This is a genomic window from Spongiivirga citrea (assembly GCF_010671565.1).
GTDB classification, from domain to species: Bacteria; Bacteroidota; Bacteroidia; order Flavobacteriales; family Flavobacteriaceae; genus Spongiivirga; species Spongiivirga citrea.
This window is the reverse complement of sequence record NZ_JAABOQ010000003.1, coordinates 384,755-407,529: the sequence shown is the minus strand read 5'-3', so window position 1 is coordinate 407,529 and position 22,775 is coordinate 384,755. Positions and strand designations below refer to the sequence as shown.

Below are 22,775 nucleotides of genomic sequence, written 5' to 3'. Positions count from 1 at the left end.
AATAGTTACCTTTTATTAATCACATAAGCCGATGCCTGGGCAGTTGGCACAACAACTAAATCAGCAATATTTACATGATACGGTCTTGTTACTACAAAGTGGATGATGTCTGCAATATCATCTGCTTGTAAAGCATCCAACGGACTGTAAACTCCAGCCGCACGATCTGAGTCTCCTTTAAAACGGACTTCGCTAAATTCAGTTTCTACCAAACCTGGGTTGACAGCACCTACTCGGATTCCGTGTTCATTAAGATCAATACGCATCGCATTATTCAGTGCATCAACTGCGAATTTAGATGCGCAATACACATTGCCTTTTGGATACACTTCTTTTCCAGCAATCGACCCAATATTAATAATATGACCGCTTTTCTGTTCGATCATTCTGGGCATAATAGCCTTACTCACATATAAAAGTCCCTTTACATTAATATCGATCATCGCATCCCAATCATCGACGCTGCCATCTTGCATAAGATCAAGGCCATGGGCATTGCCTGCATTATTTACAAGAATGTCGATTTTTTGAAATGACTCTGGCAGGCCTTCAATTGTTCTAAAGACTTCTTCTCGATCGCGCACATCGAAGGTCAATGTATGCACATCAACTTTGGATGCTAATTCATTTTTTAATTTATCAAGGCGTTCTTGTCTTCTCCCACAAAGTATGAGATTGATTTTGTTTTGAGCAAAAAGCTTGGCAGTTGCCATACCAATCCCGCTAGTCGCTCCAGTTATAAATGCTGTTTTTCTCATGTTCAAGTCTTATTTTATGAAATTTAATCTTGGAGAGACACCTCCCTTAATTCCTCCTAAAGGAGGGAGACTAAATTGTCATTTTATGGAACTTTGTGTCCTTGACTGGCTACTAATAATTCAAACCAATCTTGTAATTCTAATTCAATATCAAGCGCTTCTACTGCTTTTTTAAGACGAACTTCATTTGTGGTACCCACTACTGGATGAATTCCTGATGGGTGATGGAGTAGCCAAGCTAATATCAACTGATCTTCACCAGTTTCATATTTTTCGGACAGCTTCGTTAAAACAGGTTTTATCCTAGAGGTAGTTTCATTTTCCTCCTTAAAATAAGAACCTAAAGGGCTCCAAGCCATCGGTATAATGTCATTAGCCATCATATGGTCTAGACTCCCGTTAAACATAGCTTCAATAGTAGTCAATGAAAATTCAATTTGATTGACTTGCACGGTCGCTTTTGAATCTATAAGATCGGTTTGTGAAGGTGTAAAGTTAGAAACACCAAAATCTAGAATTTTTCCACTAGTTTGTAATTCGTCAATAGCCTCAGCAATTTCATCAGGGTGCATTAACGGACTAGGGCGATGTAATAACAAGAGGTCTAGGTAATCTGTATGGAGATTTTTAAGCGATGTTTCCACTGACCAAATGATATATTCTTTATCATATTGGTAGTGTTTCACTCTATTTTCTCTAGTATCAGCAGGGTATTGAATTCCGCATTTAGAAATGAATTGAACTGCATCACGACCTACTTCACTTTGAGTGAATGCTTTACCAAAGCTAGCTTCTGTGGTATAACCTCCATAAATATCGGCATGATCGAAAGTGGTAACCCCCAATGACAGGCAATGGTTAATTAAAGAGGCTTGTTGGTTTGTGTTTAAGTTTTTACTCCAGACGCCCCAGTTCATGGCGCCTGCAATAATTCGAGAATAACCCATCTTTTTAGTATCTTGTTTAAAGGTATTATTGATAAGACAAACATCTAACAAATCCGAAGATAGCGTATATATTCAAATCTTTACTAAACCAAATTTATATAAAAATGAAAAATTTAATAAGATCGTTTCTAGTGCTACTTACTATAGCAACTATTACAGCATGTACTGATAATGATGATAAGCAAGAAGGAACAGCAAGTATAGCTGTTAGGCTAACAGATAAGCCAGGAGATTATGATAAGGTGAATATTGAAGTGACTGATGTCCTAATCAAACGAGCTAAGGCCGATGGAGATGAAAGCTTGAATGACGAAGAATTTGGTTGGGAATCTATTGGTACAGTCAATACGGGAATTTACGATTTACTTGAGCTAACAGGAGGTATTGATACACTTTTGGTTAGTGGAGATATTTCCGCAGGTAAAATTGAACAAATAAGATTGGTGTTGGGCGATAATAATACCGTTGAAAAGGATGGTTCTGTGTATGATTTGAAAACACCAAGTGCAGAGCAATCAGGATTAAAAATTAAAATTGATGATATTTTTGAACCGGGATCTACTCATAACTTTTTGCTTGATTTTGATGTTAGCAGGTCAATAATCGATGCTGGAAATTCTGGCAACTTAATACTTAAACCTGTTATTAGAGCAAGTGATGAATCTAATAGCGGAAAAATAGAGGGTATGGTTTCTCCATCTACCTTTCAATCTATAGTAACTGCAACTAATGGAGAAATCACAGTTTCTGCTTATGTTGATAAAAGAGGAAAGTTTGTATTAAACGGAATGCCCGAGGGTTCATACGAAATAACAGTCACCCCTGCAACCGATTCTGGTTACCAAGAAAAGACGGTTGAAAATGTTGAAGTATTAGTCCGAAAAAGTGCGGATTTAGGTATTATTGAATTAGAGGAGCTTCCTGTAACAGGATAAGCCCGTAAACTTCAAAAAGAAGATAGTTTTATTAATACTTCTTATAGTATTGTTAAAAGCAGTTCAAAGTGTTGGGCTGCTTTTTCTTTTTAACCATCTATTAACATTAACAAAGTGATTAAATTAACAATTTGCGAACCTTTAAAGACATTACTATATTCACGCCACTAAAATAAAGGCTTGCATGGAAGAAAATACTACTATAGATATTGCTGCAATTAACGAGAAAATTGAAAAAGAAAGCGCATTTATCGATCTGCTAACAGCAGAAATGAATAAAGTAATTGTTGGCCAAAATCATATGGTCGAACGATTGTTAATTGGTCTTTTAGGACAAGGACATATTTTATTAGAAGGTGTGCCTGGTCTAGCAAAAACTCTTGCTATTAATACGCTTGCACAAGCAGTAAAAGGCTCATTTTCTAGAATACAATTCACGCCAGACTTGCTACCTGCCGATGTTGTAGGTACCATGATCTACAATATTAAAGAGAACGATTTCACAATTAAAAAAGGACCGATTTTTGCGAATTTCGTACTGGCAGATGAGATTAACCGTGCTCCAGCTAAAGTGCAATCAGCTTTATTAGAAGCAATGCAGGAAAAGCAAGTTACCATTGGTGATGAGACTTTTATTTTAGACAAACCATTTTTAGTAATGGCAACGCAAAACCCGGTAGAGCAAGAAGGGACATATCCGCTACCAGAAGCGCAGGTTGACCGTTTTATGTTGAAAACAGTAATCGATTATCCTAAGGTTGATGAAGAACAACAAATAGTTCGAGCCAATTTAAAAGGAGCTTTTGAAAAAGTGAATGCAGTGGTAAGTACCGCTCAAATAAAAAAAGCGCAGGAAGCCGTACGCGAAGTGTATATGGATGAAAAAATCGAGAAGTATATTCTTGACATCATTTTCGCAACACGTTATCCAGAAAAATTTAATCTTTCCAACCTTAAACCATTAATAAGTTTCGGAGCCTCTCCTCGAGGAAGTATAAACTTAGCAAATGCTTCTAAATGTTACGCATTTATTAAGCGTCGTGGCTATGTAATTCCTGAAGATGTTCGTGCGGTAGTACATGATGTGCTAAGACACCGTATTGGGATTACCTATGAAGCCGAAGCTGAGAATGTGACCTCAGAGGATATTATTAATAAGATCGTAAACGAGATCGAGGTACCTTAATCAGTATGCAGTAGCCGGTATGCAGTCTTCAGTAAAAATGACTTGACTGCCACTGTCAACTGCGGACTGCCGACTGAGCAGAATGGATACAAAAGAACTTTTAAAGAAAGTACGTAAGATCGAGATTAAGACGCGCCGTCTGTCTGACCACATTTTTGGTGGTGAGTATCACAGTACGTTTAAAGGTCGTGGTATGACATTTAGCGAGGTGAGACAGTATCAATATGGCGATGATGTTCGTAATATCGACTGGAATGTAACAGCACGATATAATGAGCCATATATAAAAGTTTTTGAAGAAGAGCGTGAGTTAACGATGATGCTTATTGCTGATGTAAGTGGGTCGAAGTTTTTCGGTACCAAGGAGCAGTTTAAAGATGAGATCGTAACCGAGATCGCAGCAACCTTATCGTTCTCTGCGATGCAAAATAACGACAAGATTGGTCTAATTTTATTTTCTGATCAGATAGAGCTGTTTATTCCACCTAAAAAGGGAAAGTCTCATGTATTGCGGATCATTCGTGAACTCATCGAGTTTAAACCAAAAAGTAAAAAGACAGATGTTAGTCAGGCACTACGATTTTTAAGTAGTGTGATGAAAAAGAAAGCAATCGTTTTTGTGCTATCTGATTTTATTGCAGATGATTACGAGCAAACATTGCGAATTGTTGGAAAGAAACATGACGTTACTGGAATAAGAATTTACGACAAAGCTGAAGAAGAGATACCAAATATAGGAATGGTACAAATGCAAGATGAAGAGACTGGCGAATTGCAATTGGTAAATACGGCAAGTAAATCAGTTAGAAACGAGTACGCCAAATTTTATCGTGATAAAGTAGCTTATTTTGAAAATGCCTTCACCAAAAGTGGATCAGGAGTTTTGAGCAGTCGGGTTGATGAAAGCTATGTGAAGAAATTACTTGGGTATTTTAAGCGAAGAGGCTAATGAGAGTTAAGAGTTATGAGTGAAGAGTGAATAGTTGAAAGAGAATGGAGCAAAGAAAATTGAATTTAAATAGTATAATTTTTAAAACTGATTTAAGTTCCTCTCCCTTGAGGGAGAAGTTAGGTGAGGGTGTAAACCTATGTATGTCAAAATGAACAAAACAAACAACATAAAAAATTGGATATCAAACAGCTTATTAGTTGTATTGATGCTGTTTGTATATGGAATTGTTAACGCTCAATCTCAACCCAAAGTCTCGGCAACCGTTGACACTTTTCAAATTAAGATCGGAGAAGAAATTAAACTAAGCATTCGTGTAGAAGTTGATAGTACAGACCTTGTTATTTTCCCAGAAGGACAAAGTTTTAGTCCGATGGAAACGATTGAATCCTACCCAGTAGATACAGCCGTAATAGGTTCGAAATTCGAGTTGATCAAAAAATATGGGGTAACGCAGTTTGATTCCGGCTTTTGGTATGTCCCAAAACAGCGAATTTCAATAAACGAAAAGCCTTTTTTTACTGATTCTATTCCAATTCGGGTAAATGATGTTGTGGTTGATACCACCAAGCAAGCCATGTTCGAGATTAAACCGCTCATCAGCGTCAAAAAACCAAAAAGCAATTGGTTGCAATGGCTACTTATCGGCTTGGGGGTTTTGCTGTTTGCCGCTATAGTCATCTACTTTTTGTTTCTTAGAAAAAAGCCAGAAACCGAAGAAGAACGGGTTGCCAATTTAACCCCTTTTGATCGTGCTTTAGAAAAATTGAAAGCCCTCGAGGAATCACAGTATTTAATAAGATCAGAACATAAAAAATACTACTCGGAGTTAACTGACATTGTTAGAATATATATTGAAGAAGATGTACATCTTTCAGCCATGGAAAGTACTTCGGACGAGTTGATAGCAAAGTTAGAAATGCTAAAAGATGCAGATAAGCTTCCACTAGAAAATGAAACCATTTCTAATTTTAAACAAGTATTAAAAACTGCTGATTTAGTAAAATTTGCTCGTTTAAGACCGGAAGAAACTCAGGTGAAAACGGATACCACAGTTGTCGAACAAATGGTTACTGAAACAAAGGAAGTGCTTCCTGAAGATACCGAAGATGAGAAATTGGCGGACGAATTATATGCAGCTGAAGTTGCTAGAAAACGCAGAAATCGAATGATTCGAAATACTGTAATCATCACAACTTCGGTACTGCTAATAGCAGGATTTATCTACTCGTATATCAATGGCTTTCAAAAAACCTATGATACTGTTTTCGGTCATCCTACCAAGCCTTTGTTAGAACAAGAATGGATTAGTAGTACATATGGTGCTCCGGGAATAGCCCTAAGCACTCCAGAGGTTCTTGTCAGGCAAGATAGTGTTAGTGTGGCAGCGGTTTCTGATGAAATAAAACAGGAAGGCACCTTTTTACACGAAGTCAAAGAGGCAGCCTTTAAAGTATCGTTACATTCTGTAGTATATAAAGAACAAAAGGAAATTGATATCCCTAAAGTAGTCGATAAGGCTATAAAAGATCTAGAGAAAGAAGGTGTTCAAAACATCATTGTAAAAACAGAGAAATTTAATACACCGGCAGGTGCTGAAGGATTGAAAACCCATGGTAGCGCATCGTTTAAAATTGATAATGAATTGATTGCGGGTGAATATGCACTTTTCACTTTCGCTGCACAGGGTGTAACACAACAGCTACTAATTACTTGGGCAGATAATGATGTATATGCCCAGGAAATTGTCGACTTGATTATTAATTCAATTGAACTTAAAACGACCATCTAATGTTTAAAGGAATTGAATTTGCACATCCGTATTTTTTCTGGCTACTATTGCTAGTTCCTCTTGCTATTCTTTGGTATGTTTTTAAAAGGAAAAAGGAAACAGCCCCTTTGAAAATTTCAAGCTTACAGGGCTTTAAAGTCAAGTCATCAATATTACCAAAACTAAAACCATTGCTTTTCGCTTTTAGAGTGTTAGGTCTCGCTGCTTTAATAACAGCAATGGCAAGACCACAAACGGTAGATATTTCTACCAAAACAAAAACCAATAAGGGTATTGATATCGTCATGGCAATTGATGTGTCTTCAAGTATGTTGGCGCGTGACCTAGAACCATATCGATTAGAAGCATTGAAAGAAGTAGCAATCGATTTTGTAAATGGTCGACCTAGCGATCGAATAGGTGTGGTTATTTATGCCGGAGAGAGTTTTACAAAAACGCCAATAACAAGTGATAAACGTATCGTACAACGGGGGCTACGTGATATTTCCTTTGATGGAATTATCGAAGATGGTACTGCGATTGGAATGGGATTGGCGACCTCAGTAAACCGACTTAAAGAAAGTCGAGCAGAAAGTAAAGTGATTATTTTATTGACGGACGGAGTTAATAATTCCGGTTTCATTGACCCAAAGATTGCCGCTGAACTTGCTGTTGAATTTGGCATTAAAGTATACACTATTGGTATAGGAACAAATGGACTTGCATTAGCACCAATCGGGATATTGCCAAATGGTAAGTTCCGTTACGGTCAAAAACAAGTAGAGATAGATGAAAAGCTATTACAAGAAATAGCAGATGAAACAGGCGGACTGTATTTTAGAGCTACCGATAATGAGAAGTTAGAGGAAATCTATGACGAGATTAACAAGCTTGAAAAAACAGAGATAGAAGAATTTAAATACACCAATTACGAAGAAAAATACCGCTCATGGGTACTATTGGCAATTGGCTTTTTAGTGTTTGAATGGTTATTGCGAATAACAATTTTTAGAGGCTTTATTTAGATGTATCAACTAGAAGAAAAAATGTGGTTTTACCTACTGGCATTAATTCCAATAATGCTTGTCATTTTCTTGTTTGTACAAATCTGGAAAAGTAGCAAACAAAAACGATTTGCAGACAAAACCCTTTTTAGTAGGCTGGTTCCTGATAAATCCAAGTTTAAACCTTTGTTAAAGTTGATTGTATTACTATTAGCTTTTATTAGTTTGACCATTGCTTTGGTGAACCCGAAAATTGGAACAAAATTAGAGACTATCAAACGCGAAGGGGTTGATATTGTTTTTGCTGTCGATGTCTCGAAAAGTATGCTGGCTGAGGATATTGCTCCCAATCGCATGGAAAAATCCAAGCGCTTAGTGTCAGAGATTATTAGTCAATTGGCAAGTGATCGTGTGGGGATTATTGCATATGCTGGAACAGCATTTCCGCAGTTACCAATTACAACAGATTTTGCCTCGGCAAAAATGTTCTTGCAAGGTATGAACACCAATATGCTATCGTCACAAGGTACAGCGATCGATGAGGCAATTAAGCTTGCTAAGAGTTATTATGATGATGAAGAGCAAACCAATCGAGTATTATTTATTATTTCTGATGGCGAAGATCATTCAGAGAATTCAGCATCAATAGCCGAAGAAGCAAAGAGTGAAGGAATAAAGATATTTACCATTGGAGTAGGAACTTCAAAAGGAGGTCCAATTCCAATTAAAAGAAATGGTATTATTCAAACCTATAAAAAAAATCAGGCAGGCGAGGTTGTCATCACAAGATTAGATGAAAAAACGCTACAGGACATTGCCAATGAAGCTAGTGGAACATACATTAATGGCAATAACACACAAGAGGTGGTCGATTTTGTAAAAGACACCCTTGACGAGATGGATAGAACTGAGTTTGAAGCGAAAGAAGTTTCGGATTATAAAGATCAGTTTCAATGGTTCTTAGGAATTGGCATATTTTTGATATTCGTCGATGTGTTCTTGTTAGAGAGAAAAACAAATTGGCTACGAAAATTGAATTTATTTAATGAAGCTTAAAACAATGAAAGCGATTATTGGAATCTTATCATTATTGTGCTTCAATATAATGCTCGCACAAGAGCAGGATGAAGCAAAGGCCGACGCTGCTGCTAAGGAGTTAGAAAAACAAAAGCAGAAGGCGCAAACCTATACTTATCAAGGTAACAACAAACTGCAAAGCAACAAGTTTGTAGATGCTGAGGCAGATTACCGACGTGCCATTTCTACCAATCCCGATAGCGGAGCTGCTAAATACAATCTTGGTAATGCATATTACAACCGCCAAAGTTTAGCTGAGGCTTTTGACCGATTTAAACAAGCTGCTGAGGTTACCACGGGGAAACCTGATAAGCATAAAGCATTTCATAATATGGGAAATGTATTTATGAAAGAAAAGCAATACGACAAGGCAGTAGAAGCTTATAAAAATGCCTTAAGAAACAATCCAACTGATGATGAGACCCGTTATAATCTTGCTTTAGCAAAACAGAAGAAAGAAGAACAAGATAAAAACGGCGGTGGTGGAGACAATAAAGATGATAAAAACAAAGACCAAAAGGATAATAAGGACGATAAGAAAGAGGGCGACAACGAGAAAGAAAACGATAAGGAAGGCGATAAAAAGGACGAAAACAAAGAAGGTGATGGTGAAAATGAAAAGAAACCTGAAGAGCCTAAGGATAATGAAGGAGATAAAAAACCTGAGGATCAAAAAGATCAGAAAGATAAAAATAAGGGAGGTGATCAGCCTAAAGATAAAAACAAGAAACCACCCAAACCTCGCCCTGGTCAGTTGTCACCACAACAAATAAAAAACTTGCTGCAAGCGATGAATAATGAAGAGAAAAAAGTACAGCAAAAAATAAACGCCAAAAAAGCAAAAGGCGCAAAAGTTAAAAACGAAAAAGATTGGTAGGCAAATAACCTAAATTGAAAATGTCGCCTCGAGTCCGGAGTATTCGGGAAGAGGTTTCTAGATAAATGAATACACTTAAAAACTACATACTACTTTTCGTATTGTTAACCTCGGCTTCGACGATAGCTCAAGTTCAATTTGAAGCGAAAGTTAGCAAGAAAACCCTCGGGGTTAACGAGCGTATTCGTGTTGATTTCGAAATGAATGTAGACGGCGATAATTTTAGTATTGCCGATTTTGCAGGTTTTCAAGTGGTAGCGGGACCTAATCATTCTATAAGTAGATCGTGGTCAAACGGGAAGCGATCGTTCTCTAAGAAGTTTACCTATATATTACAACCAACCTCCAAAGGAAACAAAAAAATCAAGCAAGCGACGATGCAGTATCAGGGGGAGACCTATAAATCTATACCCATTAATATTGTAGTAACCGACGCAGTTGATGTCCCTAAAGACCCCAATGATCCTACCAACATTATTAATGATAATATGTTTTTTGTTGCGGAGATTTCGAATGCGAGTCCGTATTTAAATGAGCCCATTAGCATCACCTATAAACTATACTTTTCCAAAAATATAGCCGTTCGTAATTATGATATTTTAGATACTCCTAAGTACAATGATTTTTGGAGTAATGATATTCCAATCAAAGGCTATCCATTACAACAAGGCACATTTAGAGGGAAGCCTTTTTACTATTACGTATTCAAAAAGATCGTTTTATACCCACAGAAATCGGGTAACTTGACTATCAAACCATATTCTATTAATGTATTTGTGGATGTTCCGACAAATCGTCGAGATATCTTCGGGCAACGTATGTACAAAAAGGCAGAAAAGTCTTTAACTGCTGGAAGCCGAAAAATTAACGTGAAAGCACTACCTGATGAAGGTAAGCCTGAAAGTTTTACGGGTGCTGTTGGTAATTTTGATTTTACAGTAGATGTTAGCCGAAATAGTCTTAGTGCATCAGAATCATTACAAGCAAAAGTACAGGTAAAAGGAAATGGAAATTTAAAGTTGTTTGAACTGCCTAAATTAAACGTTCCTAATTCGTTAGAAGCATATGACCCTGAGCGAGATACCAAAGTAGCAACTAGCCTGCGTGGAATGCGTGGTAGTGTTAGCGATAACTACACATTGGTACCCCAATATCAAGGAAAATATCCAATTCCCGCCTTAAGTTTCTCATATTTTGATCCAAAATCTGAAACCTATAAAACTATCAATTCTGATGAAATTGTTATAGATGTTATTGACGGGCCAACAAATAATTCTTTAGCAAATACCAGCGTTGCAGGCACTACAAAGCAAGCGGTTAATCTAAACCCAAATCAATTTAGAGGGTTTAAGGTAAATGCTAATCTAGTGTCGATGCAGACTACAGATTTCTTTGAGTCTAAGCTGTTTTATTGGTTGTTGTTAGCCCCATTATTACTTATTCCTATTACGATGATCGTAATGAAAAAGAAAAGGCAAATAGACAATGATGTAGAAGGCTCTAGAATAAGAAAGGCAAATAGGCTAGCTAAAAAATATCTGAGCACTGCCAAGAAAAACCTAGGTGATCAGGAAGCATTTTATGTGTCTTTAGAAAAGGCACTCCACAATTACCTAAAGGCAAAATTGAATATTGAAACAAGCGATTTTAGTAAGGAAAAAATTGTTTCATTATTACAAGATAGAAATGTTAATGATGCTGCAATTGATCAATTTATAAGTTTATTAAAAGCATGTGAATTTGCGAGATACACTCCATCATCTACCGATGCCATGAAACAAGATTATGATAATGCAGTGGCAACAGTATCAACAATAGATAAACAGTTTTAAGATGAAGAAGGGACTATTATTACTTGTTTTTCTTATTTCTGCAGGGCTTTTTGCTCAAAACGATGCTGCTTTTGAAAAAGGTAATCAGTTATACAATCAAGGAAAATATATTGAAGCGATTGAGCAGTATCAGGCTATTTTAGATAGTGGAAATCATTCTGCGGCATTGTATTATAATATGGCAAATGCCAATTATAAGCTAAATAAAATTGCACCAACGGTATATTATTACGAAAAGGCATTGCAATTAGCGCCTAATGATGATGATATTAAAAGTAATCTAGCTTTTGCGCAAAACATGACCATCGATGCTATCGACGTGCTGCCTGAAGCTGGTTTTTCAAAAATATTTAATGGGTGGATCGCCAAGCTAAGCTACAATAGTTGGGCACGAATTGCAGTAATTTGTACTTTCATATTTGTACTAGCATTCATCACATATTACTTTTCCCATAGAGCAAATCAGAAGCGTTATTTTTTTATACTTAGTTTTATTGCGCTTGCATGTTTGATATTGAGTGTTGTATTTGCTTTTCAGCAAAAAGCAATGCAAGCAAAAGACAAACCGGCGATTGTTTTTGCAACAGAAACACAAGCAAAGACTGACCCTAATTTCACTAGTGAACCCGTTTTTGTTTTACATGAGGGGACCAAGGTACAAGTACTTGAAACTTTTGAAGACTGGAAGAAAATTCAAATTGCCAATGGCACCGAAGGCTGGATTCCTGCTGCCGATATTAAGGAGTTGTAATAAAAAGCCTTCTTTTAATCGAAATATTTAAAGTTATTGATTGGTTGTTTGAGCATCAATCTCCTCAGGTTTCTGTTCAAGCACCCATTGAAACACAAAATTTCCAAGGTTTCGAACAGGTTTATATAAAACAGATTCTTCGATCGTTTCTTCACTTATTAACTTAATCGTATTATTCGTACGATCAAAAAACACAAGTACAGCGCCTAAAATAATAGCAAATTTCAGTCCGCCAAAAGCTGCACCAAGTAACTTATTTAAAATGCCTAAAGCGGCGAAGTCGGCTACTTTAGTCAATAATTTGCCCAGCATCGTCACCGCGATAATAATAATGATGAAGGTGATAATAAAAGCCGTAAGGTTTACGTATTTCTCATTCCAATTCACACGATCTCCAAGATAGTCTCCTACAAAATATGAGAAATGAATAGCACCATAAATACCAGCAATTAACGAAACAAGTGCCGCTACTTCTAAAAAAAGGCCTTTGGTAAATCCGCGATACAAGCCAAATGCAATAATAGCTCCGAGAAATATGTCGATGAAGTTCATATGTTAAAAATAATCAATTCCTCTAAGATCATTCAATATTAATTTACACTACATTTATTAGTAGAACAACACTTACGATTTGAACGAAGAGCAACATATAAAAAGACAATTGCACAACAAATGCCAAGAGTTCGTTACTGAACGATTACAACGCATTCAAAAACGCATTGATGACATTGAAGCGTCTCTACTTTCTGAAACAAAATCAAGTGCAGGTGACAAGCATGAAACAGGCCGAGCTATGCTACAGTTAGAGAGGGAAAAATCAGGAGCGCAGTTAGCACAAGTGCAAGCTTTACTGGAATTGCTAACGAAAGTCAACATAGACAACACAACTACTAATGTTGGTTTAGGAAGTTTGGTAATTACTAATCAGGCCAATTATTTTATTGCAATTAGCGCTGGAGAAATAGTGGTGGATAATACTACCTATTTTGCTGTTGCTGCAAATACGCCAATTGGGAAATTACTACTTGGTAAAAAGGTTGGAGATGAGATCGTTTTTAATGAGAATGCGATTCGAATAACTCAAGTAGTTTAAAAGAAAGAACCAAGGGTAAAAAGTGCGCAAACACCAAGCAAGATTACGCTGATTAATAATAATTTATTTGTTGTCTGTGATTTAGTAATTGTTACTATTCCTATTACAAGAAAAACGATTTGGGCGATTAAGAATGGGATGGTACTGAGCTCTCTAATTACTCCTATAAATACCGCATCAATTTTAAAAACATGGAGTATATAGGTCATTAAAAAGTATGCGATAATTATTAGATTAATTAAAACAAGTCTATTGGAATTTCTAGAAACAGCTGTACCCATATTACTCGGTGTTTGTTTAGCTTAATTTACAATTCTTTTTGCAATTGTTTCTTTGGAGATAAATAATGAAACTTCCAATCCTGTTTTCAATAGGTTTTTATGAAAAAAGAACACCGTTTTTTTATTAGATCTGGACTTGACGAGATAGCGATCACCACGATAATATGATTGTACTACATTAACCTTTAGCGTTCCTATTTTAGATTTTCGTAGATCATGTGGATAGCAAAAAAAACTTTTATTTTTTAGTTCACTGGGGATTTCCCCTTTCCATACATCACTCACATTTAGGTCGTTTACCTCACCAAATAGTAAGGCGATATAACGATCATTCGGTTTTTCGTAGAGCTTCTTAGGGGAGTTGTTCGCTTTAATTTCTCCATCTTTTAGGACAATCGTTGTGTCCGAATATGATAATGCATCAGTCATATCATGTGTAGCGACAAAACACATAATCTTCTCTTTTTTTAAATAAGCAAATAAAGCTCGTCGAAGACTGTTTTTTAAAAAATGATCAACCTGATTAAATGGCTCGTCAAGCAGCAATACCTCAGGTTTTGTAGCTAGTGCTTTGGCCAGAGCAACACGTTGTTGTTGGCCACCACTGAGGTTTTTTACTTTGGTGTCAGCAAAATCTTCTAACTGCATAATTTCAATTAATTCCTTAACGCGATCTTCTCCTTTTTTATCACCTCTTGCAAAGTAAGTACCCACATTTTCGGCTACCGTAGTAAATGGCATTAACTCAAAATCTTGGGCGACATATTTCATGAAAAGATGGCCAGGAATCAAATTAAAATCTGGACCAAGAAGTTCTTCACCATTCCACGTAATTTTGCCTTCATTTAGTTGAAGTAATCCGTAAATTGATTTTAGTAAGGTGCTTTTTCCTGATCCGCTTTCACCAATAATAGAAATATGTTCTCCCTTTTTAGCCTTAAAATTGATGTTTTTTAATGTGATTTTCTCTTGGTAAGAAAAGGAAACATGATCTACAACCAGCATAAAAGATGAAGTTTATAAAATCAAAAATAAGATGTAGACATAGCTTTTTTGGTTTGAAATTAAAATAGAATGAACAAAGTTGTTAGCAAAAAAAAGACCCCTTACAGTTAGGAAAGGAGTCTTTGTTGATCTTAGTAAGGAAGGCTTATCCTTTTACTTTCTCATCTACTTTATTCGGCAAAACCTTGAAGCCCATATTGTATAGGGTAAAGCCATAAATATCAGCATATTGTTCAATGGTTTTACTAATAGGTGTTCCAGCGCCGTGACCCGCATCTGTTTCTATGCGAATTAAAGTCGGATTTTTCCCTGTTTGTTTGTCTTGCAATGCGGCTGCAAACTTAAAACTATGTGCCGGTACCACGCGATCATCATGATCTCCAGTGGTAACTAAAGTGGCTGGATATTGGGTGTCGGCATCGACATTATGTACGGGTGAATATCCTTTTAAATACTCAAACATTTCCTTAGATTCTTCCGCTGTACCATAATCATAATCCCATCCTGCACCAGCTGTAAATGTATGATAACGTAGCATATCTAAAACGCCAACAGCAGGTAAAGCTACTTTCATTAAATCTGGTCGTTGCGTCATTGTTGCTCCTACTAAAAGACCACCGTTAGAACCACCTCGTATTGCTAAAAACTCTGGTGAAGTATAATTTTCTTGAATAAGATATTCGGCAGCGGCTATGAAATCATCAAACACATTTTGCTTTTGCATTTTGGTCCCTGCATCATGCCATTTTTTACCATATTCGCCACCACCTCTAAGGTTAGGAACGGCATATACTCCACCTTGCTCCATCCAAACAGCATTTATCGGACTAAACCCTGGAGTAAGGCTAACATCAAACCCACCATATCCATAAAGAATTGTAGGATTTTTACCATCGAGCTCAACACCTTTTTTATGAGTAATGATCATAGGAACTTTCGTACCATCTTTTGAAGTATAAAATACTTGAGTTGACTCAAAGTTCGATCCGTCAAAATCGATTTCTGGTTTCCAATAAACTTCATATTCCCCGCTTTTTGGATCAAATTTAAATGTGGTTCCAGGAGTGTGGTAGTTAGAAAATGAAAAATAGAGCTCGGTATCTTCTTTTTTTCCACCAAAACCTCCTGCGCTGCCAATACCTGGTAGTTTTACTTCTCGTAATAGTTTACCATCATAATCGTACTGTAATACTTTTGAAATAGCATCAACCATATATTCCGCAAAGAAATAACCGCCACCAGTACTTGGACTTAGTACATTATCCGTTTCAGGAATAAGGTCTACCCAATTTTCTGGTGCAGGATTCGAAGCATCAACAGTAACAATTTTTTGATTTGGTGCATTCAAGTTTGTAACCAGAAACAATTTAGAACCATCATTGTCTATATAATAGGTATCACTATCTGTATGATCAAGAACTGTAATAAAATCGGAATTTGGTTTTGACAAATCTTTGATCAATAGCTTATTTCCGGAAGTGGACACTCGAGGATAAACAATTAAATAACGATCATCTTCAGTTACTCCTGCTCCTATATAACGATGTTTTTCGTCTGGAGTTCCTCCATATATTAACTGGTCGTCTTTTTGTGAAGTTCCTAGCTTATGGTAGTACACTTTATGCTGATCGGTTTTAGCAGAAAGCTCGCTTCCTTCTGGTTTGTCATAACTTGAATAGTAAAATCCCTCATTACCTTTCCATGAAACACCACTAAATTTCACATCTACCAAAGTATCTTCTTTTTGTTCGAGTGTTTCCACATCAAACACAATAACCTTTCTCCAGTCGCTGCCACCTTCGGATATCGAATAGGTGCCAATTTTACTATTTTTGGAAAAACTTAGTCCTGCTAATGAGATCGTTCCATCGTCCGTAAACTTATTAGGGTCTATAAAAACCGTCGCCTCATCGTCGCCTTTTTTGCGGTAATAAACACTTTGGTTTTGTAGTCCGTCATTCTTGCTGTAGTAAGTATAATCACCTTCAGTAAAAGGAGCAGAAATACGTTCATAATTTAAGATGTTTTCTAATCGTGCTTTTAGTTCATCTCGATATGGAATTTTATTCAAATAATCAAAGGTTACTTCATTTTGAGACTTAACCCAATTCCCAGTTTCCTTGCTCATGTCATCTTCCAGCCAGCGATACGGATCAGCCACCTTGGTCTCAAAATAAGTATCAATAACGGTGTCTTTTTTTGTCTCGGGATAATTTACAGCCACTTGTTTGTTAGAGTTTGAATTACAGGAAAATAATAAGGCAGTAAGTCCACCTAGGAGAATTGTATGTTTCATCGTGTATTGGATTGGTGTTTTTTCAAAAGTATCATAAAAAAAAGCCCTACGCTGTAATAGCGTAGGGCTTTTAACAATTATTTAAGTGGATTGTTACGAGAACAAACCTTTAAACTTATCCCAGTGAGCATACATTAATGCGATTTGCAAGATTGCAACAAGCGTTGATGGTCCTACAAGTCCTGCAGGATCTAACACTGCGTGGAACAAGAAGATATTTACCACCATAGGCGCCAATAATACCAGCGCAAAAGGCACTGCTTTGTTAACAATAAGCAACAAACCAGCTATTATGTAAATTACTCCCATTACTTCCCACATGAAGCCTGAATTAATGATTGCACCAATTAGACTACCTGCACTTTCTCCTAGTTCAGGGTTTGGCAAAAAACCACCAAATTTGTTGGCTCCAAATACTACGAAAATCAGTCCCATTAAAATACGTAGGACCATTGTTAACTTCGAATTCATAATTTATTTTAAATTTTGGTTAATACCACAAGTTAGACGAAAATTATGAATTGAACTTTCAGTAGGCCATTAAAGCACCTTCTTTATGAAGAAAAATTATTTAACTAACTAGAGTCTTTACCAGCTGTTTTTCTACCAAATATTCTGCTATTTGAACTGCATTAGTAGCAGCTCCTTTTCGAAGATTATCAGATACTATCCACATATTTAATGTGTTCGGTTGTGTTTCATCACGACGAATACGACCTACAAATACATCATCTTTGTCATGTGCATAAATAGGCATTGGGTAGGTATTTGTAGCTGGGTTATCTTGAACAACGATACCTGGTGTTTCATGCAATAACTTACGAACTTGAGCAAGGTCAAAATCATTTTCAAATTCGACATTAACAGATTCTGAATGACCTCCTGCAGTTGGAATACGCACAGCTGTAGCACTTACAGAAAATGTTTTGTCATTCAATATTTTTTGAGGCTCACGGGCAAGTTTCATTTCTTCTTTTGTATACCCATTTTCTTCAAACACATCGCAGTGAGGTAATGCATTTCTGTTTATAGGATACGGATATGCCATTTCGCCTTTAATTCCTGCGATCTCATTATCTAATTGTTGGACCGCCTTAACTCCAGTACCGGAAACTGATTGATAAGTAGAAACAATCACACGCCTCATCGTGTATTTTTTATGTAAAGGCGCTAATGCCAAAACCATTTGAATAGTCGAACAGTTTGGATTTGCTATTATCTTGTCTTCTGGTGTTAACTCATTCGCATTAATCTCGGGAACAACCAATTTTTTCGTCGGATCCATTCTCCATGCCGATGAGTTATCGATTACAGTAGTGCCAACTTCTGCAAATTTCGGAGCCCACTCTAATGATGTATCTCCACCTGCTGAAAATATAGCGATATCGGGCTGCATATCGATAGCAGTTTGCATTCCAACAATGGTATAAGGATCGTTTTTATAAACAACCTGTTTTCCAATGGATCGCTCGGACGCAACAGGAATTAACTCAGTGATTGGAAAATTACGTTCTGCTAATACTTTTAACATTACTTCACCTACCATACCGGTGGCGCCAACAACAGCTACTTTCATATTCTTATACTCTTTTAAGGAGTTTGATCTTAATTTTGAGGGTCAAAGTTACATATTAATAACGTCTCCCTAATAGAAAATATTAGAATTATCAATTTTATAACAAGTTGTTATATTTTTGAAATAATTGATAATTTAGGTGCGGTTTTAAGTGGTAATTATTCCAGATTCACAGTTACTATCTTAAAGGAAATCCTTTTCCAGCCCACCACGGTTTTACTTCAATAACTAGCCGACCTGCCTTTACCATAGGGTCGGAGTTGGCCAGACTATCGGCCATTTGAAGCGTAGGAACATTATAAATGGTAATACCTCGTAATTCTCCATCATCGCCCATAGGTCCTGAAATATCCGCATAACCCATTTCATACATTTTACCAAGATGAGCCATGTGAAGTCCTTGAAGACTATCAGCTACTTCTTTGGTTTGAGAGCGATTAGGGCCACTTTTTAAGAATGCAATGAAGTATTGTTGCATGATCACCGTATCTTTTGTTTCCTCATCGATATAATCAAAAACTTGGAAGCCCTTATCAATGAGTTTTTGCTTTTCTTTTGCAACAGATTTCTTTTGAGCACTGCGTACTTCAATTGGTTTTCGGGCTGAATCTGTTTGCTGATTTGTACAACTGGCTATTAAAAATATGACCAATAGTGAGAAAAATATTGTTTTCATTTTACCAGTTTTTGTATGGATGTTCGCTCAATTGCGAATTATAGTATTTTGAATCTCCTGTAACTTCTTTACCCAACCACTTAGGTTTTTGGAAGGAGTCATTTTCATTTTCTAATTCAACTTCGGCAATTACCAATCCTTCATTGTCTCCTTCAAAAACATCGACTTCATAAAGATGTTTCCATATTGGGATTTCATATCTCGTTTTGTCGATTATTCCCGGAAGACATAATTTTAATAATGATTCGGCGTCATTAATTGGAATCTTTTTTTCCCATTCAAATCGCGTTGTTCCATTTTCGTTAGATATTCCTTTGATTGTAATAAAACCTTCATCTCCTTTTATTCGAATACGAACGACACGGTTAGGATCTTTAGTTAAAAAGCCTTGAACTATTCGCACTTTACTGGAAGCTTCTTTAATAAATGCTTCTGAATTGACTAAAAATTTTCGTTCTATTTCTAGGCTCAAATTCTTTGATTTTTGCTTAAATATAGGACAATCTTGATTTAGGCATGATGAAGTATATTTATATTGGATATTAATCAGGATAATAATACATTTGAGCAGCTAAGAATGGGGATGTAGCTCAGTTGGCTAGAGCGCTTGACTGGCAGTCAAGAGGTCGTCGGTTCGAGCCCGATCTTCTCCACAAAGCCATTATCTAAAAGATAATGGCTTTTTCCTTTATTTAAAGGCCTTATTAATAGCAGCCTCTACCAAAGGTTCCATTACTAAATACCCATCTTTATTAGGGTGTACGCCGTCGTAGGTAAGTGCATCCTTTAATCCGTTTTTATCGTTGACCATTGCAGAAAAGTAATCTAAGTAAGTAATACCGTTACTTTTTGCATAAACTTTAATCATGTCGTTTAGTTCGGGTATTTTTTTATCAGGATTAAGACCAGGCTTCCAAGAATAATCGGCAGCGGGTAATACGGATGATAAGATTACCTTTATGTTATTAGTTCTAGCCAGTTCACACATACTTTTTAAATTATTAAGTATTTGACCCAGGGTCATTGGGCCTGTGTTTTGAGCAATATCATTGGTGCCTGCTAAAATGACTACTGCTTTTGGTTTTAATTCAATTACATCTGCACGAAAACGTAATAACATTTGGGGTGTTGTTTGACCACTAATACCTCGATTAATGTAAGATGAATTGTTAAAGAAATCTGCATGGTGATTACTCCAACCTTCAGTGATGGAGTTTCCCATAAAAACAATACGATTTTCTGTTGCTTCAGGTTCACCTAGAACTGAATTTTCTTCCTCATACCGACCAAGGTTGGCCCAATCTTGAGCATGCGAGAGTTCAGACATAAATAGTGCGATTACAATCCATAAAAGTCTAGTCATTTTGAAAGTGATTTAGAACAATTAAGCTGTTCAAGTATAAAGGTATCATATTTATGAGAAATCGTTAAAAATTAAATTGAAACACTGAATATTTCTTATTTTTTAGAATAAAAACTTGTCATATTCTAGGTGAGTAAAATATAAAAAACTGTTTTACAGACAGTTGTCTTTAGTATAAAAAGCACTAAAGCTAATTTTTGTTTAAGATGTGTTTTTTGTCGATGTATAGCATTGTCCTTGTTTTACAACCGATTTTTAGCTGCTATAAACGAGTATTTCGTCGATGAGGGTATGTAAACAGTGATCTGTCTTATATTTGTATCACCATCCATTATACCTAATTGTTTAAGAACTATATTAACGTTTAACATTAAACAATTTGAGTATGAGTACACTATTACTTTTTAAGAATCTTTATTCACAAGCTTTTGAAGCATTAAAAACGTATCAATTATACGTATTAAAAGCATTTTCGTATGCTGTGATGGGATTCATCGCATTAGGTATTTTCGCATTTATTTACCGCGTATTTACCGGATTTTTTATGATCGGATAAACTAGTACATCTAGTATTTAGAAAAGCCCTGACAAATGTGTCAGGGCTTTTTATTTTTTGGTGAATATTACAGATTGCTATTCCAAATCAGTAATCATCATATTAAAATCATATTGCAAATCTTCATGCAGCAATAGAATCCGTTTTTTGGCTAAAGCAAGTTGACGGTTGTACAAATTCATCAATGTTGTATTCCTTTTAATTGAAGGATTTAATTCTCCTAGTTTTTGGCAGTAATACAACAGCAAGGCCACTTCTGTTTCCTTATTTAATGAATAGCGGATGTACTTTTTGACATTGCGCAGTATTTTTCGAGCGCTCTTTTTAATATAGAAATAGGATGAGGTATTAATCTCATCAAATTGCTCATCAATTTCATTTTTGATCGTTTCTATATATCCCTCTTCGTTAGAAGCTTCGAAAAGTAAATAGGTTAGTAATTCTTTATTTTCTTTTTTGAATTTAGAAAGGCGTAAACAAAGTGCGATTAATTCAGTTTGGGAAAGATGTTTTAATTCATCTTTTAACTGCTTCACGGTGACGGCTTTCATAAAGTATATAGTTGTTTTTCAAAAATACAACGCAACTATCAAATGATTCCAAGAATCAGAAAGCTTTTATCTAAAATAGTATTGAAGGAAATTCCAAATAAATAGAAAGGTCCAACCAGCAGTTCGCAGCCAGTTAAATTTCACAAGTTTTGCACAAATTTCATCATCTACTTCTTCCGATGTGATCTTGTTGTGGGTTGGCACAAAAATGAAAAAGGTAAGCAGCCACATACCGACAATAATAATCAAGCTAAGAACAGCAAAGAGGTCTTGATCTTTTGCCAATTGAAAAATAGCAGTAAGCAATTGTCCCGCCATTAATGGGAAAACCATTAGTGTAATTCGCGGCGTATAAAGCTGGTGCCAATTAATTAATTCTTGTTTCGAGAAATAAGAAAAAGATGGATATACCACCAATTGAACCATCCAAATAAGGACGAAAAGGCCAAAATCTACCAATAAACGAATTAGATCGATCTGCATGTTGTATCTGCTTCTAATTTAGGAATTAGCGTTTGCAATATTATGCTTTTTTATAGGTGTAATACATACTTTAGCGACCCATATCATTAATATTGGATGAACTACCAATAAGCGTATATAGCTAATCCATTCAGGTATGCAAAGTCCGTCCTGAATACAAGAGCCTAGCTTTGTAAAATGGACATGAGAAGCGATGAATATTATTAGCATTGCGATTAATAGTATTCCAGCTATTTTTCTCGTTTTAGGAAAAAGTACCAAAAGGCCCAGGACAATTTCAACAATACCACTTACCACATTTAGTGCGTTTTGGTAAGGCAAATAATCAGGGATGAGTCCGCTATAAAAACCTGGATCTATAAAATGACAACTACCGGCAACTAAGAAAAAGAGGGCGAGTATGTATTTTGAGATATTATGCATCGGTTAAGCGCCATTTCTGTATTATATGAACCTTTTTCATAATTATAAAAAAGGGAATCCACCAAATAAAATCATTGGTAATTAGGGTATAGATAAACTCGAAAGGCACAATATCTCGCAAGTAATTAAATAGAAATCCGAGCGGGCCAAATATTTTTCCTAAAAATCCAACGGCAACAATGGGCCAATGACGCAGTGGATCGTAACTAGCCCACCAATAACCCAATCCGTATACGCCAATAACCATTCCCATACCTTGCCAAACCATAGAATGATTAAGCGGTTGCATTCCTACGAGCTCAAAAAAATGATTTGGGAACAATACAACCCAAACACCCCATAGTATGTTATAGATGGCCGCAAGTTTTAGTGTTAATTTCATAAG

The 22,775-nt window shown here is 36.2% G+C and carries 26 protein-coding genes and 1 tRNA gene; 12 read left to right on the top strand and 15 right to left on the bottom strand.

The genetic code is table 11. The annotated features are described in order from the left end of the window. Window positions 1–5: 5 nt before the first annotated feature. Entirely contained in the window at window positions 6–758 is a 753-nt protein-coding gene (locus GWK10_RS08535) for an SDR family NAD(P)-dependent oxidoreductase (RefSeq protein ID WP_164031563.1), read from the bottom strand. Between the two features lie 83 nt (window positions 759–841). Beyond that, window positions 842–1,705: an aldo/keto reductase gene (locus GWK10_RS08530; RefSeq protein ID WP_164031561.1), complete on the bottom strand. Its 864-nt coding sequence runs from the start codon at window positions 1,703–1,705 to the stop codon at window positions 842–844. Between the two features lie 104 nt (window positions 1,706–1,809). Between GWK10_RS08530 and GWK10_RS08525 the strand changes: the two genes are divergently transcribed. The 9 genes from GWK10_RS08525 to GWK10_RS08485 all read left to right on the top strand — a co-directional run bounded on the left by GWK10_RS08525 (window position 1,810) and on the right by GWK10_RS08485 (window position 12,087). After that, window positions 1,810–2,640: a DUF4382 domain-containing protein gene (locus GWK10_RS08525; protein ID WP_164031559.1), complete on the top strand. Its 831-nt coding sequence runs from the start codon at window positions 1,810–1,812 to the stop codon at window positions 2,638–2,640. A gap of 184 nt (window positions 2,641–2,824) precedes the next feature. Then, window positions 2,825–3,826: an AAA family ATPase gene (locus GWK10_RS08520; protein ID WP_164031557.1), complete on the top strand. Its 1,002-nt coding sequence runs from the start codon at window positions 2,825–2,827 to the stop codon at window positions 3,824–3,826. An 82-nt stretch (window positions 3,827–3,908) separates the two neighbouring features. Further along, window positions 3,909–4,775 (top strand): DUF58 domain-containing protein, encoded by an 867-nt coding sequence (locus tag GWK10_RS08515; protein ID WP_164031555.1) that lies wholly within the window; start codon window positions 3,909–3,911, stop codon window positions 4,773–4,775. A 151-nt stretch (window positions 4,776–4,926) separates the two neighbouring features. Further along, a complete protein-coding gene (locus GWK10_RS08510) occupies window positions 4,927–6,567 on the top strand; it encodes a hypothetical protein (RefSeq protein WP_164031553.1) in 1,641 nt (546 codons plus the stop codon). Next, a complete protein-coding gene (locus GWK10_RS08505) occupies window positions 6,567–7,571 on the top strand; it encodes a vWA domain-containing protein (protein ID WP_164031552.1) in 1,005 nt (334 codons plus the stop codon). The genes GWK10_RS08510 and GWK10_RS08505 overlap by 1 nt, the downstream gene beginning before the upstream one ends. Then, complete coding sequence (locus GWK10_RS08500; RefSeq protein ID WP_164031549.1) at window positions 7,572–8,606, top strand: VWA domain-containing protein; 1,035 nt, start codon at window positions 7,572–7,574, stop codon at window positions 8,604–8,606. Then, the gene (locus GWK10_RS08495; protein ID WP_239540731.1) at window positions 8,596–9,504 is read left to right on the top strand and encodes a tetratricopeptide repeat protein; all 909 of its coding nucleotides are present in this window, start codon (window positions 8,596–8,598) and stop codon (window positions 9,502–9,504) included. The genes GWK10_RS08500 and GWK10_RS08495 overlap by 11 nt, the downstream gene beginning before the upstream one ends. A 65-nt stretch (window positions 9,505–9,569) precedes the next feature. Next, the gene (locus GWK10_RS08490) at window positions 9,570–11,336 is read left to right on the top strand and encodes a BatD family protein (protein WP_164031546.1); all 1,767 of its coding nucleotides are present in this window, start codon (window positions 9,570–9,572) and stop codon (window positions 11,334–11,336) included. A 1-nt stretch (window position 11,337) separates the two neighbouring features. After that, the gene (locus tag GWK10_RS08485; protein WP_164031544.1) at window positions 11,338–12,087 is read left to right on the top strand and encodes an SH3 domain-containing protein; all 750 of its coding nucleotides are present in this window, start codon (window positions 11,338–11,340) and stop codon (window positions 12,085–12,087) included. 33 nt (window positions 12,088–12,120) lie between these two features. Here GWK10_RS08485 and GWK10_RS08480 read toward each other — a convergent pair whose 3' ends face one another. Continuing rightward, complete coding sequence (locus GWK10_RS08480; protein ID WP_164031542.1) at window positions 12,121–12,639, bottom strand: CvpA family protein; 519 nt, start codon at window positions 12,637–12,639, stop codon at window positions 12,121–12,123. 79 nt (window positions 12,640–12,718) lie between these two features. Between GWK10_RS08480 and GWK10_RS08475 the strand changes: the two genes are divergently transcribed. Then, entirely contained in the window at window positions 12,719–13,180 is a 462-nt protein-coding gene (locus GWK10_RS08475) for a 3-oxoacyl-ACP synthase (RefSeq protein ID WP_164031539.1), read from the top strand. Here the strand turns inward: GWK10_RS08475 and GWK10_RS08470 are convergent. From GWK10_RS08470 to GWK10_RS08440, 7 genes are all read right to left on the bottom strand, one after another. Continuing rightward, complete coding sequence (locus GWK10_RS08470; RefSeq protein ID WP_164031536.1) at window positions 13,177–13,461, bottom strand: hypothetical protein; 285 nt, start codon at window positions 13,459–13,461, stop codon at window positions 13,177–13,179. The genes GWK10_RS08475 and GWK10_RS08470 overlap by 4 nt on opposite strands. A gap of 21 nt (window positions 13,462–13,482) precedes the next feature. Then, entirely contained in the window at window positions 13,483–14,466 is a 984-nt protein-coding gene (locus tag GWK10_RS08465) for an ABC transporter ATP-binding protein (RefSeq protein WP_164031534.1), read from the bottom strand. A 145-nt stretch (window positions 14,467–14,611) separates the two neighbouring features. Further along, on the bottom strand, window positions 14,612–16,762 hold the full coding sequence (locus GWK10_RS08460; protein ID WP_164031532.1) for a prolyl oligopeptidase family serine peptidase: 2,151 nt from the start codon (window positions 16,760–16,762) through the stop codon (window positions 14,612–14,614). Window positions 16,763–16,855: 93 nt separating this feature from the next. Then, window positions 16,856–17,233 (bottom strand): DoxX family membrane protein, encoded by a 378-nt coding sequence (locus GWK10_RS08455; protein WP_164031530.1) that lies wholly within the window; start codon window positions 17,231–17,233, stop codon window positions 16,856–16,858. A 100-nt stretch (window positions 17,234–17,333) separates the two neighbouring features. Then, window positions 17,334–18,338: an aspartate-semialdehyde dehydrogenase gene (locus GWK10_RS08450; protein ID WP_164031528.1), complete on the bottom strand. Its 1,005-nt coding sequence runs from the start codon at window positions 18,336–18,338 to the stop codon at window positions 17,334–17,336. A gap of 178 nt (window positions 18,339–18,516) precedes the next feature. Beyond that, the gene (locus tag GWK10_RS08445) at window positions 18,517–19,014 is read right to left on the bottom strand and encodes a YciI family protein (protein ID WP_164031526.1); all 498 of its coding nucleotides are present in this window, start codon (window positions 19,012–19,014) and stop codon (window positions 18,517–18,519) included. Between the two features lies 1 nt (window position 19,015). Next, entirely contained in the window at window positions 19,016–19,486 is a 471-nt protein-coding gene (locus GWK10_RS08440) for a CYTH domain-containing protein (protein ID WP_164031524.1), read from the bottom strand. A 107-nt stretch (window positions 19,487–19,593) separates the two neighbouring features. Here GWK10_RS08440 and GWK10_RS08435 point away from each other — a divergent pair. Next, window positions 19,594–19,667, top strand: a tRNA-Ala gene (locus GWK10_RS08435). Window positions 19,668–19,702: 35 nt separating this feature from the next. Here the strand turns inward: GWK10_RS08435 and GWK10_RS08430 are convergent. Continuing rightward, complete coding sequence (locus GWK10_RS08430) at window positions 19,703–20,377, bottom strand: SGNH/GDSL hydrolase family protein (protein ID WP_239540730.1); 675 nt, start codon at window positions 20,375–20,377, stop codon at window positions 19,703–19,705. A gap of 385 nt (window positions 20,378–20,762) precedes the next feature. On the opposite strand from GWK10_RS08430, the gene GWK10_RS08425 reads away from it, so the two are divergent. Then, window positions 20,763–20,933: a DUF6747 family protein gene (locus tag GWK10_RS08425; RefSeq protein WP_164031522.1), complete on the top strand. Its 171-nt coding sequence runs from the start codon at window positions 20,763–20,765 to the stop codon at window positions 20,931–20,933. A 77-nt stretch (window positions 20,934–21,010) separates the two neighbouring features. On the opposite strand, the gene GWK10_RS08420 is transcribed toward GWK10_RS08425, so the two are convergent. From GWK10_RS08420 to GWK10_RS08405, 4 genes are all read right to left on the bottom strand, one after another. Next, window positions 21,011–21,484, bottom strand: a complete 474-nt coding sequence (locus GWK10_RS08420) for a hypothetical protein (protein WP_164031520.1) — start codon at window positions 21,482–21,484, stop codon at window positions 21,011–21,013. A 66-nt stretch (window positions 21,485–21,550) separates the two neighbouring features. Then, window positions 21,551–21,967 (bottom strand): hypothetical protein, encoded by a 417-nt coding sequence (locus tag GWK10_RS08415; RefSeq protein WP_164031518.1) that lies wholly within the window; start codon window positions 21,965–21,967, stop codon window positions 21,551–21,553. An 18-nt stretch (window positions 21,968–21,985) separates the two neighbouring features. Next, window positions 21,986–22,390 carry a DoxX family protein gene (locus tag GWK10_RS08410; RefSeq protein WP_164031515.1) on the bottom strand — a complete coding sequence of 135 codons (405 nt, stop codon included), beginning with the start codon at window positions 22,388–22,390 and terminating at the stop codon, window positions 21,986–21,988. Then, window positions 22,383–22,772, bottom strand: a complete 390-nt coding sequence (locus GWK10_RS08405; protein WP_164031513.1) for an alkyl hydroperoxide reductase — start codon at window positions 22,770–22,772, stop codon at window positions 22,383–22,385. Before GWK10_RS08405 ends, GWK10_RS08410 begins: the two co-directional genes overlap by 8 nt. Window positions 22,773–22,775 lie beyond the last annotated feature (3 nt).

Excerpts from the sequence above, each read along its gene's own strand:
- GWK10_RS08535 (WP_164031563.1), bottom strand. The coding sequence starts at position 758 with ATGAGAAAAACAGCATTTATAACTGGAGCGACTAGCGGGATTGGTATG.
- GWK10_RS08530 (WP_164031561.1), bottom strand. The coding sequence starts at position 1,705 with ATGGGTTATTCTCGAATTATTGCAGGCGCCATGAACTGGGGCGTCTGG.
- GWK10_RS08525 (WP_164031559.1), top strand. The coding sequence starts at position 1,810 with ATGAAAAATTTAATAAGATCGTTTCTAGTGCTACTTACTATAGCAACT.
- GWK10_RS08520 (WP_164031557.1), top strand. The coding sequence starts at position 2,825 with ATGGAAGAAAATACTACTATAGATATTGCTGCAATTAACGAGAAAATT.
- GWK10_RS08515 (WP_164031555.1), top strand. The coding sequence starts at position 3,909 with ATGGATACAAAAGAACTTTTAAAGAAAGTACGTAAGATCGAGATTAAG.
- GWK10_RS08510 (WP_164031553.1), top strand. The coding sequence starts at position 4,927 with ATGAACAAAACAAACAACATAAAAAATTGGATATCAAACAGCTTATTA.
- GWK10_RS08505 (WP_164031552.1), top strand. The coding sequence starts at position 6,567 with ATGTTTAAAGGAATTGAATTTGCACATCCGTATTTTTTCTGGCTACTA.
- GWK10_RS08500 (WP_164031549.1), top strand. The coding sequence starts at position 7,572 with ATGTATCAACTAGAAGAAAAAATGTGGTTTTACCTACTGGCATTAATT.
- GWK10_RS08495 (WP_239540731.1), top strand. The coding sequence starts at position 8,596 with ATGAAGCTTAAAACAATGAAAGCGATTATTGGAATCTTATCATTATTG.
- GWK10_RS08490 (WP_164031546.1), top strand. The coding sequence starts at position 9,570 with ATGAATACACTTAAAAACTACATACTACTTTTCGTATTGTTAACCTCG.
- GWK10_RS08485 (WP_164031544.1), top strand. The coding sequence starts at position 11,338 with ATGAAGAAGGGACTATTATTACTTGTTTTTCTTATTTCTGCAGGGCTT.
- GWK10_RS08480 (WP_164031542.1), bottom strand. The coding sequence starts at position 12,639 with ATGAACTTCATCGACATATTTCTCGGAGCTATTATTGCATTTGGCTTG.
- GWK10_RS08470 (WP_164031536.1), bottom strand. The coding sequence starts at position 13,461 with ATGGGTACAGCTGTTTCTAGAAATTCCAATAGACTTGTTTTAATTAAT.
- GWK10_RS08465 (WP_164031534.1), bottom strand. The coding sequence starts at position 14,466 with ATGCTGGTTGTAGATCATGTTTCCTTTTCTTACCAAGAGAAAATCACA.
- GWK10_RS08460 (WP_164031532.1), bottom strand. The coding sequence starts at position 16,762 with ATGAAACATACAATTCTCCTAGGTGGACTTACTGCCTTATTATTTTCC.
- GWK10_RS08455 (WP_164031530.1), bottom strand. The coding sequence starts at position 17,233 with ATGAATTCGAAGTTAACAATGGTCCTACGTATTTTAATGGGACTGATT.
- GWK10_RS08450 (WP_164031528.1), bottom strand. The coding sequence starts at position 18,338 with ATGAAAGTAGCTGTTGTTGGCGCCACCGGTATGGTAGGTGAAGTAATG.
- GWK10_RS08445 (WP_164031526.1), bottom strand. The coding sequence starts at position 19,014 with ATGAAAACAATATTTTTCTCACTATTGGTCATATTTTTAATAGCCAGT.
- GWK10_RS08430 (WP_239540730.1), bottom strand. The coding sequence starts at position 20,377 with ATGACTAGACTTTTATGGATTGTAATCGCACTATTTATGTCTGAACTC.
- GWK10_RS08425 (WP_164031522.1), top strand. The coding sequence starts at position 20,763 with ATGAGTACACTATTACTTTTTAAGAATCTTTATTCACAAGCTTTTGAA.
- GWK10_RS08420 (WP_164031520.1), bottom strand. The coding sequence starts at position 21,484 with ATGAAAGCCGTCACCGTGAAGCAGTTAAAAGATGAATTAAAACATCTT.
- GWK10_RS08415 (WP_164031518.1), bottom strand. The coding sequence starts at position 21,967 with ATGCAGATCGATCTAATTCGTTTATTGGTAGATTTTGGCCTTTTCGTC.
- GWK10_RS08410 (WP_164031515.1), bottom strand. The coding sequence starts at position 22,390 with ATGCATAATATCTCAAAATACATACTCGCCCTCTTTTTCTTAGTTGCC.
- GWK10_RS08405 (WP_164031513.1), bottom strand. The coding sequence starts at position 22,772 with ATGAAATTAACACTAAAACTTGCGGCCATCTATAACATACTATGGGGT.